General features: G+C 65.5%; 15 protein-coding genes. 8 read left to right on the top strand and 7 right to left on the bottom strand.

Features of this window, described 5'->3' with window-relative positions; translation table 11 throughout:
• Window positions 1–130: 130 nt before the first annotated feature.
• From dusB to EPN59_RS03695, 7 genes are all read left to right on the top strand, one after another.
• Window positions 131–1219, top strand: a complete 1089-nt coding sequence (dusB, locus tag EPN59_RS03725; protein ID WP_293039740.1) for a tRNA dihydrouridine synthase DusB — start codon at window positions 131–133, stop codon at window positions 1217–1219.
• Window positions 1216–1449 (top strand): Fis family transcriptional regulator, encoded by a 234-nt coding sequence (locus tag EPN59_RS03720; RefSeq protein ID WP_293039737.1) that lies wholly within the window; start codon window positions 1216–1218, stop codon window positions 1447–1449. Before dusB ends, EPN59_RS03720 begins: the two co-directional genes overlap by 4 nt.
• Before the next feature lie 44 nt (window positions 1450–1493).
• A complete protein-coding gene (purH, locus tag EPN59_RS03715) occupies window positions 1494–3059 on the top strand; it encodes a bifunctional phosphoribosylaminoimidazolecarboxamide formyltransferase/IMP cyclohydrolase (protein WP_293039734.1) in 1566 nt (521 codons plus the stop codon).
• Window positions 3060–3232: 173 nt separating this feature from the next.
• Complete coding sequence (gene ruvC, locus EPN59_RS03710; protein ID WP_293039731.1) at window positions 3233–3775, top strand: crossover junction endodeoxyribonuclease RuvC; 543 nt, start codon at window positions 3233–3235, stop codon at window positions 3773–3775.
• 85 nt (window positions 3776–3860) lie between these two features.
• Window positions 3861–4442, top strand: coding sequence for a Holliday junction branch migration protein RuvA (gene ruvA, locus EPN59_RS03705; RefSeq protein WP_293039729.1), 582 nt, complete (start codon window positions 3861–3863; stop codon window positions 4440–4442).
• A 76-nt stretch (window positions 4443–4518) separates the two neighbouring features.
• Complete coding sequence (gene ruvB, locus EPN59_RS03700) at window positions 4519–5607, top strand: Holliday junction branch migration DNA helicase RuvB (protein WP_293039726.1); 1089 nt, start codon at window positions 4519–4521, stop codon at window positions 5605–5607.
• Window positions 5608–5715: 108 nt separating this feature from the next.
• Window positions 5716–6579 (top strand): oxygenase MpaB family protein, encoded by an 864-nt coding sequence (locus tag EPN59_RS03695; RefSeq protein WP_293045600.1) that lies wholly within the window; start codon window positions 5716–5718, stop codon window positions 6577–6579.
• Window positions 6580–6712: 133 nt separating this feature from the next.
• On the opposite strand, the gene EPN59_RS03690 is transcribed toward EPN59_RS03695, so the two are convergent.
• The 4 genes from EPN59_RS03690 to tyrS all read right to left on the bottom strand — a co-directional run bounded on the left by EPN59_RS03690 (window position 6713) and on the right by tyrS (window position 10721).
• The gene (locus EPN59_RS03690; protein WP_293035556.1) at window positions 6713–7858 is read right to left on the bottom strand and encodes a branched-chain amino acid ABC transporter substrate-binding protein; all 1146 of its coding nucleotides are present in this window, start codon (window positions 7856–7858) and stop codon (window positions 6713–6715) included.
• A gap of 368 nt (window positions 7859–8226) precedes the next feature.
• On the bottom strand, window positions 8227–8910 hold the full coding sequence (locus tag EPN59_RS03685) for a histidine phosphatase family protein (protein WP_293035555.1): 684 nt from the start codon (window positions 8908–8910) through the stop codon (window positions 8227–8229).
• Between the two features lie 49 nt (window positions 8911–8959).
• Window positions 8960–9418: a D-aminoacyl-tRNA deacylase gene (dtd, locus tag EPN59_RS03680; protein WP_293035554.1), complete on the bottom strand. Its 459-nt coding sequence runs from the start codon at window positions 9416–9418 to the stop codon at window positions 8960–8962.
• 61 nt (window positions 9419–9479) lie between these two features.
• Window positions 9480–10721 carry a tyrosine--tRNA ligase gene (gene tyrS, locus EPN59_RS03675; protein ID WP_293035553.1) on the bottom strand — a complete coding sequence of 414 codons (1242 nt, stop codon included), beginning with the start codon at window positions 10719–10721 and terminating at the stop codon, window positions 9480–9482.
• A gap of 209 nt (window positions 10722–10930) precedes the next feature.
• On the opposite strand from tyrS, the gene EPN59_RS03670 reads away from it, so the two are divergent.
• Window positions 10931–12085, top strand: coding sequence for an anhydro-N-acetylmuramic acid kinase (locus EPN59_RS03670; protein ID WP_293035552.1), 1155 nt, complete (start codon window positions 10931–10933; stop codon window positions 12083–12085).
• 106 nt (window positions 12086–12191) lie between these two features.
• Here the strand turns inward: EPN59_RS03670 and erpA are convergent, their stop codons facing one another.
• The 3 genes from erpA to rplM all read right to left on the bottom strand — a co-directional run.
• On the bottom strand, window positions 12192–12557 hold the full coding sequence (gene erpA / locus EPN59_RS03665) for an iron-sulfur cluster insertion protein ErpA (protein ID WP_293035551.1): 366 nt from the start codon (window positions 12555–12557) through the stop codon (window positions 12192–12194).
• A 227-nt stretch (window positions 12558–12784) separates the two neighbouring features.
• Window positions 12785–13177 (bottom strand): 30S ribosomal protein S9, encoded by a 393-nt coding sequence (rpsI, locus tag EPN59_RS03660; protein ID WP_293035550.1) that lies wholly within the window; start codon window positions 13175–13177, stop codon window positions 12785–12787.
• 11 nt (window positions 13178–13188) lie between these two features.
• Window positions 13189–13534: 50S ribosomal protein L13 (rplM, locus tag EPN59_RS03655; protein WP_293035549.1), on the bottom strand; the 346-nt coding region annotated here is incomplete at its 5' end.

The raw sequence follows: 13534 nt of genomic DNA, 5'->3' as shown, positions 1-13534 counted from the left end.
CGCTTAAGCTAAAATACGCGTTTCCCCCATTTTTTCCGGCCGTAGCCGCGCCAGGGTCCGAACCACCGGTAACACCGGATTCATCGGAACCATCGGAACCACCGCGCGGCAGCGGCTTCGCCCGCGTTTCATGCTCACGATCGGCCGTCACACTCTGCGCAACAACCTGTTCGTCGCCCCGATGGCGGGCGTCACGGACCGGCCGTTTCGTCAGTTGTGCAAGCGCCTCGGCGCGGGCTACGCGGTGTCGGAAATGGTCGCGTCGAACGCGCAGCTCTGGAAAAGCGAAAAGACCCTGCGGCGCGCGAACCACACGGGCGAGGTCGAGCCGATCGCCGTGCAGATCGCCGGGGCCGATCCGGCCATGATGGCCGAAGCCGCACGCTACAACGTCGCGAACGGCGCGCAGATCATCGATATCAACATGGGCTGCCCGGCCAAGAAGGTGTGCAACGTCGCGGCGGGCTCGGCGCTCCTGCAAAACGAGCCGCTCGTCGCGCGCATCGTGAAAGCCGTGGTGGATGCGGTGGGCACGGGCCCCGACGCCGTGCCCGTCACGCTCAAGATCCGCACGGGCTGGGACCGGCAAAACCGCAACGCGCTGGCCATCGCGCGCATTGCCGAGGACTGCGGCATCTCGATGCTGACCGTGCACGGGCGCACGCGCGCCGACCTCTATCACGGTGAAGCGGAGTACGAAACGATTGCCGCGGTGAAAGCCGCGGCGCGCATCCCGGTCGTCGCCAACGGCGACATCGCGACGCCGCAGCGCGCGCGCGACGTGCTCGCGGCAACCGGCGCCGACGCCATCATGATCGGGCGCGCCGCGCAGGGCCGCCCGTGGCTCTTTCGCGAGATCGGCCATTTCTTCGCGACCGGCGAGCTGCTGCCGCCGCCGTTCGTCGAAGAAATCCAGTCGATCATGAACGAGCATCTGGAGGATCACTACGCGTTTTACGGCGAGTATGCGGGCGTTCGCACTGCACGCAAGCATATCGGCTGGTACACTCGCGGCCTTTGCGGCGCCAACGCGTTCCGGCACCGTATGAATACGCTGGACACCACGCGCGAACAACTCCTCGCCGTCAACCGGTTCTTCGAAGAACAAAAGGCGCGCTCGGATCGTCTCGTCTACGAAGCCGAAGCAGGCAACGAAGACGGCGACGGCCGCGAAGCCCCGGATGGCGAGGGCGAATCAACCGATCGACTGGCAGCATGAGCAAGCACAACATCGAACAATGCGTCCGCGAGAGCCTCGACATGTATTTCCAGGATCTCGACGGCTCCAACCCGCACGACGTGTATGAAATGGTGATTTCGATCGTCGAAAAACCGATGCTCGAGGTGGTGCTCGAGCAAACCGGCGGCAATCAGTCGCTGGCCGCCGAGTATCTCGGCATCAACCGAAACACGCTGCGCAAGAAGCTCCAGCAGCACGGCCTGCTGTAGCGCCTCGCGCGGCACCCTCGATCCTTCCGGCTCCCTCCCCCATCATGATCAAGCAAGCGCTCATCTCCGTTTCCGACAAGTCGGGCATCGTCGACTTCGCGAAGTCGCTTTCCTCGCTCGGCGTCAAGCTCCTGTCGACCGGCGGCACCGCGAAACTGCTGGCCGAAGCAGGCCTCCCCGTCACCGAGGTCGCCGACTACACCGGCTTCCCGGAAATGCTCGACGGCCGCGTGAAAACGCTGCACCCGAAGGTTCACGGCGGCATCCTCGCGCGCCGTGACCTGCCCGAGCACATGGCGGCGCTGGCGAAGCACGACATCCCCACCATCGATCTGCTCGTGGTGAACCTCTATCCGTTCGTCCAGACCGTTTCGAAGGAAGAGTGCACGCTGGAAGACGCGATCGAGAATATCGACATCGGCGGCCCGACGATGCTGCGCTCGGCGGCGAAGAATCACCGCGACGTGACCGTCGTGGTCGATCCCGCTGACTACGCGGGCGTGCTCGATGAAATGCGCGCAAGCGGCAACACCGTGAGCTATGCAACGAACTTCCGCCTCGCGACCAAGGTGTTCGCGCACACGGCGCAGTACGACGGCGCGATCACGAACTACCTCACGAGCCTGACCGAAGCGCTCGAGCACCGCTCGCGCAACACCTATCCGGCCGTGCTGAACCTCGCGTTCGACAAGGTGCAGGACCTGCGCTACGGCGAAAACCCGCACCAGCGCGCCGCGTTCTACCGCGACCTCGCCGCCCCCGCCGGTGCGCTCTCGAACTACACGCAGCTGCAGGGCAAGGAACTGTCGTACAACAACATCGCCGATTCGGACGCGGCATGGGAATGCGTGAAGACGTTCGCGACGCCCGCCTGCGTGATCGTCAAGCACGCGAATCCGTGCGGCGTGGCTGTGGGCGCCGATGCGCACGAAGCGTACGCAAAGGCGTTCCAGACCGATCCGACCTCGGCATTCGGCGGCATCATCGCGTTCAACCGCGAAGTCGATGAAGCGGCCGCGCAGGCCGTCAGCAAGCAGTTCGTCGAAGTGCTGATCGCGCCGTCGTTCACGAGCGCGGCGAAGGCCGTGTTTGCCGCGAAGCAGAACGTGCGTCTGCTCGAAATCGCACTGGGCGAAGGCCACAACGCATTCGATCTGAAGCGCGTGGGCGGCGGCCTGCTCGTGCAGTCGCTCGATGCGAAGAACGTGCAGCCGCACGAGCTGCGCGTCGTGACGAAGCGCCACCCGACGCCGAAGGAAATGGACGACCTGCTGTTCGCCTGGCGCGTCGCGAAGTTCGTGAAGTCGAACGCGATCGTGTTCTGCGCGAACGGCATGACGATGGGCGTGGGCGCAGGCCAGATGAGCCGCGTGGACTCGGCGCGCATCGCGAGCATCAAGGCGCAGAACGCGGGCCTCGCGCTCACGGGAACGGCCGTGGCGTCCGACGCGTTCTTCCCGTTCCGCGACGGCCTCGACGTCGTCGTGGCCGCGGGCGCGACCTGCGTGATCCAGCCGGGCGGCTCGATGCGCGACGACGAAGTGATCGCCGCCGCCGACGAGCACAACATCGCCATGGTGGTGACGGGCGTCCGCCACTTCCGTCACTAAGCTTCACCGAGGCGTTCAGGCGCGGCGCGCACGGTAACGCGCCGCACCGTCAAAAACCCGCCGGACTGCACTGCGCTGCACGTCCCGCGGGTTTTTTCATGCGCTGGATCCGCTCGCGGCCGCGCCGCCGTTCGTTGTACCATCGCAGGCACATTCGTTTTTCCCCGGTCTTCATGAGAATCATCGGCATCGACCCCGGCTTGCGCGTCACCGGCTTCGGCGTAATCGAGCGTCACGGCCAGCAGCTCACGTACATCGCGAGCGGCGTGATCCGCACGGGCGACGCCGATCTGCCCACGCGCCTCGGCACGATCTACGAAGGCGTGTCCACGCTGATCCGCCAGCACGCGCCCGACCATGCCGCGATCGAAAAGGTGTTCGTCAACGTCAATCCGCAATCGACGCTGCTGCTCGGCCAGGCGCGCGGCGCGGCAATCTGCGGGCTCGTGACGGGCGGCGTGCCGGTCGCCGAATACACCGCGCTGCAACTCAAGAAGGCCGTTGTGGGCTACGGCCGCGCGACCAAGGAGCAGATGCAGCAGATGGTCGTGCGCCTGCTCGACCTCTCGGGCACGCCGGGCACCGACGCCGCCGACGCGCTCGGCATGGCCATCTGCCACGCCCACGGCGGCGATGCGCTCGCGGCGCTCGGCACGCTCGCGCCCACGCTCGCGAAGAAGGGCATGCGCGTGCGGCGCGGGCGGCTGATCGGCTAACTGCGCGGCTAAACTGCGTGGCTAACCGCGTGGCTAAACTGCGCGCTCCGCTACACTCACGCTTTCTCCCATCTCTGAATCCGCCATGATCGGTCGCATTGCCGGCGTCCTGCTGGAAAAGAATCCGCCGCACCTGCTCGTCGACTGCAACGGTGTCGGCTACGAAATCGACGTGCCCATGAGCACGTTCTACAACCTGCCCGGCACCGGCGAAAAGATCGTGCTGCTCACGCAGATGATCGTGCGCGAGGACGCCCATCTGCTCTACGGCTTCGGCACGCCGCAGGAGCGCTCGACGTTTCGCGAGCTGCTCAAGATCACGGGCATCGGCGCACGCATGGCGCTCGCAGTGCTCTCGGGCATGAGCGTGCACGAGCTTGCGCAGGCGGTGACGCTGCAGGACGCGGCGCGCCTCACGCGCGTGCCCGGCATCGGCAAGAAGACGGCCGAGCGTCTGATGCTCGAACTCAAGGGCAAGCTCGGCGCGGATCTCGGTGCGATGGCCTCGGCGGCTTCGCCGTCCGATCACGCCAACGACATCCTCAACGCGCTGCTCGCGCTCGGCTATTCGGAAAAGGAAGCGCTCGCCGCGATCAAGAACGTTCCTGCGGGCACCGGCGTGTCCGAGGGGATCAAGCTCGCGCTAAAGGTGCTGTCGAAGGCATAACGGCAGCGCACGTAGCGTGCAGCGGGGCTGCCAGGCACGGTCCGCCCGCGCACGCCTTGCGCTGTACAATTGCTGCATGATCGAAACCGACAAACTCGCCGCCAACCGTGCCAATGCCAGCGCCAGCGCCGAACGCGTAATCGCCGCCACGCCGGCCTCGCCCAACGAGGAGGCGTTCGAGCGCGCGCTGCGGCCGCGCCACCTCGACGAATACGTCGGCCAGGAAAAGGTGCGCGGCCAGCTAGAGATCTTCATCGAGGCCGCAAAGCGCCGCTCCGAGCCGCTCGACCACGTGCTGCTGTTCGGCCCGCCAGGGCTCGGCAAGACCACGCTCGCGCACATCATCGCGCGTGAAATGGGGGTCAATCTGCGGCAGACGTCGGGCCCGGTGCTCGAACGCGCGGGCGATCTCGCCGCCCTGCTCACGAACCTCGAACCGAACGATGTGCTCTTCATCGACGAAATTCACCGGCTCTCGCCGGTCGTCGAGGAAATCCTCTATCCGGCGCTCGAGGACTATCAGATCGACATCATGATCGGCGAAGGACCGGCCGCGCGCAGCGTGAAGCTCGATCTGCAGCCGTTCACGCTGGTCGGCGCGACCACGCGCGCGGGCATGCTCACGAACCCGCTGCGCGACCGCTTCGGCATCGTGTCGAGGCTGGAGTTCTACAACGCCAGCGAACTCGCCCGCATCGTGCAGCGTTCCGCTTCGCTGCTCGGCGCGCACATCCATCCCGACGGCGCACTCGAAATCGCACGGCGTTCGCGCGGCACGCCGCGTATCGCGAACCGTCTGCTGCGCCGTGTGCGCGACTTCGCCGAAGTGAAGGCCGACGGCGCCATCACGGCGAAGGTCGCCGACGCCGCGCTCAAGATGCTCGACGTCGATCCGGTCGGTTTCGACCTCATGGACCGCAAGCTGCTCGAAGCGATCCTGCACAAGTTCGACGGCGGGCCGGTCGGCGTCGACAACCTGGCTGCGGCGATCGGCGAAGAACGCGACACGATCGAAGACGTGCTGGAGCCGTACCTGATCCAGCAGGGCTATCTGCAGCGCACGCCGCGCGGCCGCGTCGCCACGCAGCTCACCTACCGCCACTTCGGGCTCATCGCGCCGGATGCAGCGGCCTCGGGCGGCCTCTGGGACCCAAGCGCATCCTGATGCGCGACGGGCTCAAGTGAATTCGCGATGTCCGAACAACACGCCGGCCGCCGCCACGACGCCCCCAAGCCGACCAGCCTGACCGGCCTGCTCGCGCAACGCGTGCGCATGGCGCTCGCCGACAGCGTGACGCACCTCACCACGGGCGGCGGTCCGAAACTCGATTACTCGTCGCCGCCGGGCGATCCTGGCCTCTTCGGCCCCGACGCGGTGTGCTGGAAGGTGCACGCCGATTTCGCGTCGATGATGACGGGCGGCGTCAGCGCGCTGCTGCTGCAGGCGCTCCATCCGCTCGCGCTCGCGGGCGTCTGGGATCACTCGACGTTCCGCGACGACATTCTCGGCCGGCTGCGCCGCACCGCGACCTTCATCGCCGGCACGACCTACGGCAACCGCGCCGACGCGCTCGCGCTGATCGAGCGCGTGAAGCGGATCCACGCAAACGTGAAGGGCACGGCGCCGGACGGCCGTCCGTACAGCGCGAGCGACCCTGTGCTGTTGACATGGGTGCATGTGGCCGAAGTGTCGAGCTTTCTGGCAGCGCATCTGCGCTACGTGAATCCGGCGCTGCCCGTCGCGGAGCAGGATCGGTATTACGCGGAGACGGCGCGCATCGCGCGGCTCCTCGGCGCGACCGACGTACCCGAATCGTGCGCCGGGATAGCAGCGTATTTGCGCGCGATGCAGCCCGAACTCCTGGCCAGCGACCGCACGCGCGAAGTCGTGCGCGTGCTCATGAACGCGCCCGCGCCGCGTCCGTCGATGCGCCCGGCAGGCGCGCTGATTCGACAGGCCGGCATCGACCTCTTGCCGCCGTTCGCACAGCAATTGCTCGGCTTCGACCGCTTCGCGCGCGTGCGCCATGTCCTCGTGCAGCCCGGCATGCGCGCGCTCGCGCCCGTGATGCGCTGGGCGCTCGTCAACGGCGTGTCGAAGCGGGCACGGCGGCGGGCGGCGCAGCCGCCGCACTAACATCAACAACTGCCGTCAACAACCGCTGTCAACAACTCACGCCAGCAGGCATCACCCAAAATAAAACGGCCAGCCCGCAGAACGCGGGTTGGCCGTTTCGTCACGCCTGACGCGCCTTGCGGCGCGCGGCGAATTACATCTTCACCACGTCGAGCAGCGTCTTCTTGCCTGCCTTGTAGTTGTACAGCGAGATCACGCCGTGCTTGAGGTCGCCCTTCGAGTCGAACGTCGTTTGGCCGATCACGCCCTTGTAGTCGGTGGCCGGCATCGCTGCGAGGATCTTCGCTGCATCGGTCGAATTCGCGCGCTTCATCGCATCGACGATGATGTACACCGTGTCATACGTGAACGGTGCATCGAATTCGATCGGGTGGCCGAAGCGCTTCGCGTACTTCGCCGAAAACGCCGCGCCGCCGTCCATGCGTTCGAGCGCCATGCCGGCCTGCGAGCACACGACGTTGTCGGCCGCTGCGCCCGCGAGATTCGCGAGGCTTTCCGTGCAGACGCCGTCGCCCGCGAGGATCTTCGCGCGCAGGCCCAGTTGCTTCGCCTGCTTGGCGAACGGGCCGCCGGTGGCGTCCATGCCGCCGAACATGATCGCGTCGGGGTTCTCGCCCTTGACCTTCGTGAGAATCGCGCGGAAGTCCACGGCCTTGTCGTTCGTCGCGTCATGCGACAGCACCTTCATGCCGAGCGCCTTTGCGGTCTTCTCGAACTCGTTCGCGAGGCCCTGGCCGTAAGCGGTCGAGTCGTCGATAACCGCGACGGTCTTCACGTTCAGCGACTTGCCTGCGTAGTTGGCGAGTGCCGGGCCTTGCTGCGCGTCGGTCGCGACGACGCGGAAGGTCGTCTTGAAACCTTGCTGCGTGTAGGCCGGGTTGGTCGCCGACGGCGAAATCTGCACGATGCCTGCATCGCTGTAGATCTTCGAAGCCGGAATCGAAGCGCCCGAGTTCAGGTGGCCGATCACGGCGACAACCTTGTCGTCGACGAGCTTCTGCGCCACCTGGGTCGCCTGGCGCGGGTCGGCCCCGTCGTCCTGGCCGTCAAGCTGCAGCGTGATCTTCTGGCCGCCGATGGTGAGGCCCTTCGCGTTGATCTCTTCGATGGCGAGACGCGCGCCGTTTTCATTGTCCTTGCCGAGGTGGGCCGAGCCGCCGGTGAGCGGGCCGACGTGGCCGATCTTCACGATCTGGTCGGCGGATGCGTAGGCGGACATCGTCGCGAGTGCAACGACTGCGGCGCTGACGGGCAGCAGCTTGTGAAACTTGAACGTCATTGAAATCTCCTGCGTTTTTTCTGGAACCAGCTTTCATGTAGCCCTATGCGCGCCGCGGCGCGACACGCGCGCGTCCTCTTCAACGCGCGGCCGGCCCGCGAAACCGCTGGTAAGGCGGTGTCGCAGCGCCCAAACGCCGCAGCGGCGCAAAGGTCGGAGAATGGTATCAGCCAATTCCGGTTTCGGGTTGGCGATTAGAAAGGGGACGCAAGAAAGAGAAGAGAGGGCTTGATGCCGATAACGAGATCGGCATCGCATGCGACGACGACGCTTATGCCCGCAGCATGCGATGCGTGAGGTACGTGAGGTACGTGAGGTACGTGAGGTACGTGAGGTACGTGAGGTACGCGCGGTTCGGGTGGTACGGGTCAGCGGCGCGGTTCGGTTGCGTACCTGAAGCCGTCGTCGGCGCTCACGCCGCCCAGATGCGCGACGTCGGCCCAGGCCACGACGCGTGCCTGCGTGACATAGCCATCGGTTTCGAAATCGACGACGTTCACGCTCGTATTGAGCAGCGGCCAGTTGCGCGGCGCGTCGAGCGGCAGGCCCTGCGCAAAGCGATAGACGCAGTCGAGCACGCCGCCATGCGTGACGACCGCGATACGGCCGTCCGGGTGCGCGGCGATCAGCGGTTCGAGCGCGTGCAGCACGCGATGGTAGAACGCGCGCTGCGATTCGCCCTCGGGCGGCGTGAAGCCCGGGTCGCGCGTTTGCCAGTGTGCAAATTCGTCGGGAAAGCGCGCGGCGATCTCGTCGCTGTCGTGGCCCTGGAACGCGCCGTAGTGCCGTTCGCGCAACCCCGGCGCAAGTTGCACCGGCAGACGCAGCGCCTGTGCGAGCGGCTGCGCGGTTTGCTGCGCGCGCATCAGGTCGCTGCACCAGACCGCATCGAGCCGCGCTCCGGCTTGCGCCTCGGCGGCGATGCGCACGGCGAGCTGCTGCGCCTGCTCGATGCCGCTGCTGGCGAGCGGGATGTCGATGTGCCCCTGGATACGCTTGATGCGGTTCCAGTCGGTTTCGCCGTGTCGGATGAAGAGGATTTGCGTGGTCATGGAGCGGCGCGCGCGGTGAAGGGCCAGGGTACGGAAAAACCGGGAAAACTCAGTTGCGGACTTGCAGCCAGAAGGTCACCGGGCCGTCGTTGACGAGCGACACCTGCATGTCGGCGCCGAATTCGCCCGTCTCGACGACCGGATGCTTCGCACGCGCTGCGGCGACGAAGTATTCGAACAGCCGCCGCCCTTCCTCGGGCGGCGCAGCGGGCGTGAAGCTCGGGCGCAGGCCGCTGTTGGTGTCGGCGGCAAGCGTGAACTGCGAGACGAGCAGCAGGCCGCCCGCCGTGCCGTTGCCGTCGATGTTCTGCACCGGAAGATTCATCTTGCCGGCCGCATCGCTGAACACGCGGTAGCCGAGCAGCTTCGCGAGCAGCTTGTCGGCTTGAGCCTCGGTGTCGCCGCGCTCGGCGCAGACAAGCGCGAGCAGCCCCTGGCCGATCGCGCCTGTCACGCGCTCGTCGACGCGCACGTCAGCGCGGCGCACGCGCTGGATCAGGGCGATCATCGCGCGCGCTCCCGCCGGTGCGCGCGGCCTGTGCGGTCCATCCGTTGCGAGTGCAACATCATCACGCGGTCAGCGTCACGCGCGCGAATCGGCGCTTGCCCACCTGCACGACGAACTCGCCCGCCTCGACCTTCAGGCCCTTGTCCGACACGGTCGCACCGTCGATCTTCACGCCGCCCTGCTCGATGTTGCGCAGCGCTTCGCTCGTCGACGGCACGAGGCCCGCCTGCTTGAGCAACTGGCCGATCGCGAGCGGCGCGCCGGCAAGCGTGACCGAAGGAATGTCGTCGGGCACGCCGCCCTTCGCGCGGTGATTGAAGTCTTCGAGCGCATGCCCGGCGTCCGCCTGCGAGTGAAAACGCGCAACGATTTCCTGCGCAAGCATCACCTTGAAGTCGCGCGGATTGCGCCCTTCCCCGGCTTCGCGGCGGAACCCTTCGATTTCGCTCATCGGACGGAACGACAGCAGCTCGAAGTAGCGCCACATGAGCACGTCGGAGATGCTCATGAGCTTGCCGAACATGTCGCTGGGCTTCTCGCTGATGCCGATGTAGTTGTTCTTCGACTTCGACATCTTCTCGACGCCGTCGAGGCCTTCGAGCAGCGGCATCGTGAGAATGCACTGCTGCTCCTGGCCGTACTGCTTCTGCAGCTCGCGACCGACGAGCAGGTTGAACTTCTGGTCGGTGCCGCCGAGTTCGAGGTCGGCATTGAGCGCAACCGAGTCGTAGCCCTGCATCAGCGGGTACAGGAACTCGTGGATCGAGATCGGCACGCCGTTCTGGAAGCGCTTCGTGAAATCTTCGCGTTCGAGGATACGCGCGACGGTGTAGCGCGATGCGAGCTTGATCATGCCGTCGGCGCCGAGCGGCATCGACCATTCGCTGTTGTAGCGGATCTCGGTCTTGTCGCGGTCGAGCACGAGCGCGGCCTGTTCGAAGTAGGTCTTCGCGTTCGATTCGATCTGCTCGCGCGTGAGCGGCGGACGCGTTGCGTTGCGGCCCGACGGGTCGCCGATCAGCGAGGTGAAGTCGCCGATCAGGAAGATCACGGTGTGGCCGAGATCCTGCAACTGACGCATCTTGTTGAGCACCACGGTGTGGCCGATGTGGATATCGGGCGCGGTGGGATCGAGGCCGAGCTTGATGCGCAGAGGCTTGCCGGTGGCTGCGCTCTTCGCGAGTTTCTGCAGGAATTCTTCTTCGATCAGCAGTTCATCCACGCCGCGCTTCGTGACGTCGAGCGCGTGACGAACCTCGTCGGTGACCGGAAAGGCGGGGGTATTCGGGGACTCGGTGCTCATGCTTCGATCGTAAAGTCAGGTTTAGACCGCGATTTTACGTGATTCGAGCGGCGTCCCCGATGTTTAAGCGCCTGCGCCCCGTTAAAAGCTTCGTCCGGGTTACGGCCCGGGCTGTCGCCGGGGTTGTGTGGACGTGTCTTACGTGCAAGCGCCGATGCGCCGATAATCGACGCCACGAAACGAACGTCGCAATCAACGAGGAGCACGAGGTGGGACTACGCGATGCGCGAAAAGAGAGCGCAAACCCTGCAGATGGCGTGTATTTCGGCCTGATGTCGGGCACGAGCATGGATGGCGTGGACGGCGTCGCCGTGCGCTTCGAGCAGGGCAAACGGCCCGTCGTGCTGGCCGAGGCGTTCGTTGCCTTTGCCCACAATTTGCGCGAGGCGCTCTTTTCGCTGCAACAGCCGGGCGAAAACGAAATCGAGCGTGAGGCGCTGGCCGGCAACGCGCTCGCGGCGCGCTACGCCGTGTGCTGCCACGAATTGCTGCGCGCGGGCAATCTCGCCGCCGACGACGTCCGCGCGATCGGCGCACACGGACAAACGGTGCGGCACCGCCCCGAAAAAGGCTACACGGTGCAGATCCAGAATCCGGCGCTGCTCGCCGAACTGACGCATATCGACGTGATCGCCGATTTCCGCCGCCGCGATGTCGCCTCCGGCGGCCAGGGCGCGCCGCTCGTGCCGGCTTTTCATGCGACGGTGTTCGGATCGAGCGAAGATACGCGCGTCGTCTGCAATCTCGGGGGAATCAGCAACATCACGATTTTGCCGGTCACGGGCGCGGTGCGCGGCTTCGATTGCGGCCCGGCAAACGCGCTGCTCGACCTGTGGGCGGAGCGCCATCTCGGCAAGCCCTACGACGATCACGGCCACTTCGCCGCAAGCGGCGCCGTGCGCCAGCCGTTGCTGGACGCGTTGCTCGACGAACCGTACTTCGCGCAGCAGCCGCCGAAAAGCACGGGGCGCGATCTGTTCAACGCGCCGTGGCTCGATGCGAAGCTCAAGGGCTTCGAGACGCTCGCTCCCGCCGACGTGCAAGCGACGCTCGTTGCGCTCACCGCTGTGAGCGTGGCGCGCGAGATCGAGCGTCACGCGGCGGACTGCCGCAACGTGTACGTATGTGGTGGCGGCGCACGCAATCCGGTGCTGATGACGGCGCTGCAAAGCGCGCTGGAGACGGTCGGCGCAAACGGCGCGCAGGTCGCGACGACCGGTGCGCTCGGCGTGCCGCCGCAGCAGGTGGAGCCGCTCGCGTTCGCGTGGCTCGCGATGCGCTGTCTCGCGCGCGAGCCCGGCAATCTTGCTTCCGTGACGGGCGCTGCGGGCGAACGCGTGCTCGGTGCGATTTATCCGCGCTGAACGCCCGCGCGCACGCAGATACATCGATACGCCGATGCGCTGCACAAATGGAAACGGGGCTTGATGCCCCGTTTTTCATGCTGTGGCGCTTTCGCCCAGTATTCGCTCAAGCCGAGAACGACGAGCCGCAACCACAGGTGGTGTTGGCGTTCGGGTTCTTGATGACGAATTGCGCGCCGTTCAGATCGTCCTTGTAGTCGATCTCGGCGCCGACCAGATATTGATAGCTCATCGAATCGATCAGCAGCTGGACGCCGTTCTTGTTCATGACGGTGTCGTCGTCGTTGATCGCTTCGTCGAACGTGAAGCCATACTGGAAGCCCGAGCAGCCGCCGCCCTGCACGAATACGCGCAACTTCAGCTCCGGGTTTCCTTCTTCGTCGATCAGTTGCTTGACCTTGTCAGCCGCCGCGTCGGTGAAAACGAAGGGACCGGGCATTTCGGTCACGGGGGTTTCGGTGACAGCGCTCATTCGAACTCTCCAAAAAGGCTTTAACCGCTATTGTAGGGCTGTTCCCAATATCGTGCTTAAGCCCACAAAGTCAAGAGGCCCTCTCCTTAAAACACGTGCAAAACACGCGCAAAACGCGCACGGCGGCCCTGCGCGGCGGCCCTGAAAGCGAAAAAGCCGCCGGTGCATGACGCACTGGCGGCTTTTTGTAGCAGTTGCGCTCCGTGAGGCGCGCAACGCCCAAGCGATTAACGCTTCGAGAACTGCTTGCGGCGGCGTGCCTTGTGGAAGCCGACCTTCTTACGCTCGACTTCACGTGCGTCACGCGTGACGAACCCTGCGGTCGACAGAGCCGGCTTGAGGGTCGCATCGTAGTCGATCAGCGCGCGGGTGATGCCGTGGCGAACTGCGCCGGCCTGGCCGGTTTCGCCGCCGCCGGTCACGTTGACCTTGATGTCGAACGTCTGGCCGTGGTTCGTGAGTTCCAGCGGTTGACGCACGATCATCAGCGAGGTTTCGCGCGAGAAATAGTCGGCGATGGGCTTGCCGTTGACGACGATTTCGCCCTTGCCCGACTTGATGAAGACACGAGCGACGGCGCTCTTGCGGCGGCCCGTACCGTAGTTCCAGTTACCGATCATGTGGGCTCCCCTTAGATCTCGAGCGCCTTCGGCTGTTGGGCCGAGTGCGGATGCGTTGCGTCGGCGTAGACCTTCAGCTTCTTGATCATCGCGTAGCCGAGCGGACCCTTCGGCAGCATGCCCTTGACCGCCTTCTCGAGCGCGCGGCCCGGGAAGCGTTCCTGCATTTTGCCAAACGTCGTTTCATAGATGCCGCCCGGGTAGCCCGAGTGACGGTAGTACTTCTTGTCGGTGGTTTTGTTGCCCGTGACCTTCAGCTTGCCGGCGTTGATGACGATGATGAAATCACCGGTGTCGACGTGCGGGGTGAACTCAGGCTTATGCTTGCCGCGAAGACGGCGTGCCACTTCGCTGGCG

This window comes from Paraburkholderia sp. (genome assembly GCF_004298475.1).
Classification (GTDB): Bacteria; Pseudomonadota; Gammaproteobacteria; order Burkholderiales; family Burkholderiaceae; genus Paraburkholderia; species Paraburkholderia denitrificans.
Note: the sequence above shows the minus strand (reverse complement) of the source record. Positions and strands in the feature narration are given on the sequence as shown.

Bases quoted from the DNA above. Each gene is read 5' to 3' on its own strand.
- dusB (WP_293039740.1), top strand. From the start codon at position 131: ATGCTCACGATCGGCCGTCACACTCTGCGCAACAACCTGTTCGTCGCC.
- EPN59_RS03695 (WP_293045600.1), top strand. From the start codon at position 5,716: ATGGCGCTCGCCGACAGCGTGACGCACCTCACCACGGGCGGCGGTCCG.
- ruvA (WP_293039729.1), top strand. From the start codon at position 3,861: ATGATCGGTCGCATTGCCGGCGTCCTGCTGGAAAAGAATCCGCCGCAC.
- EPN59_RS03685 (WP_293035555.1), bottom strand. From the start codon at position 8,910: ATGACCACGCAAATCCTCTTCATCCGACACGGCGAAACCGACTGGAAC.
- dtd (WP_293035554.1), bottom strand. From the start codon at position 9,418: ATGATCGCCCTGATCCAGCGCGTGCGCCGCGCTGACGTGCGCGTCGAC.
- erpA (WP_293035551.1), bottom strand. From the start codon at position 12,557: ATGAGCGCTGTCACCGAAACCCCCGTGACCGAAATGCCCGGTCCCTTC.
- ruvB (WP_293039726.1), top strand. From the start codon at position 4,519: ATGATCGAAACCGACAAACTCGCCGCCAACCGTGCCAATGCCAGCGCC.
- EPN59_RS03690 (WP_293035556.1), bottom strand. From the start codon at position 7,858: ATGACGTTCAAGTTTCACAAGCTGCTGCCCGTCAGCGCCGCAGTCGTT.
- purH (WP_293039734.1), top strand. From the start codon at position 1,494: ATGATCAAGCAAGCGCTCATCTCCGTTTCCGACAAGTCGGGCATCGTC.
- rpsI (WP_293035550.1), bottom strand. From the start codon at position 13,177: ATGATCGGTAACTGGAACTACGGTACGGGCCGCCGCAAGAGCGCCGTC.
- ruvC (WP_293039731.1), top strand. From the start codon at position 3,233: ATGAGAATCATCGGCATCGACCCCGGCTTGCGCGTCACCGGCTTCGGC.
- tyrS (WP_293035553.1), bottom strand. From the start codon at position 10,721: ATGAGCACCGAGTCCCCGAATACCCCCGCCTTTCCGGTCACCGACGAG.
- EPN59_RS03720 (WP_293039737.1), top strand. From the start codon at position 1,216: ATGAGCAAGCACAACATCGAACAATGCGTCCGCGAGAGCCTCGACATG.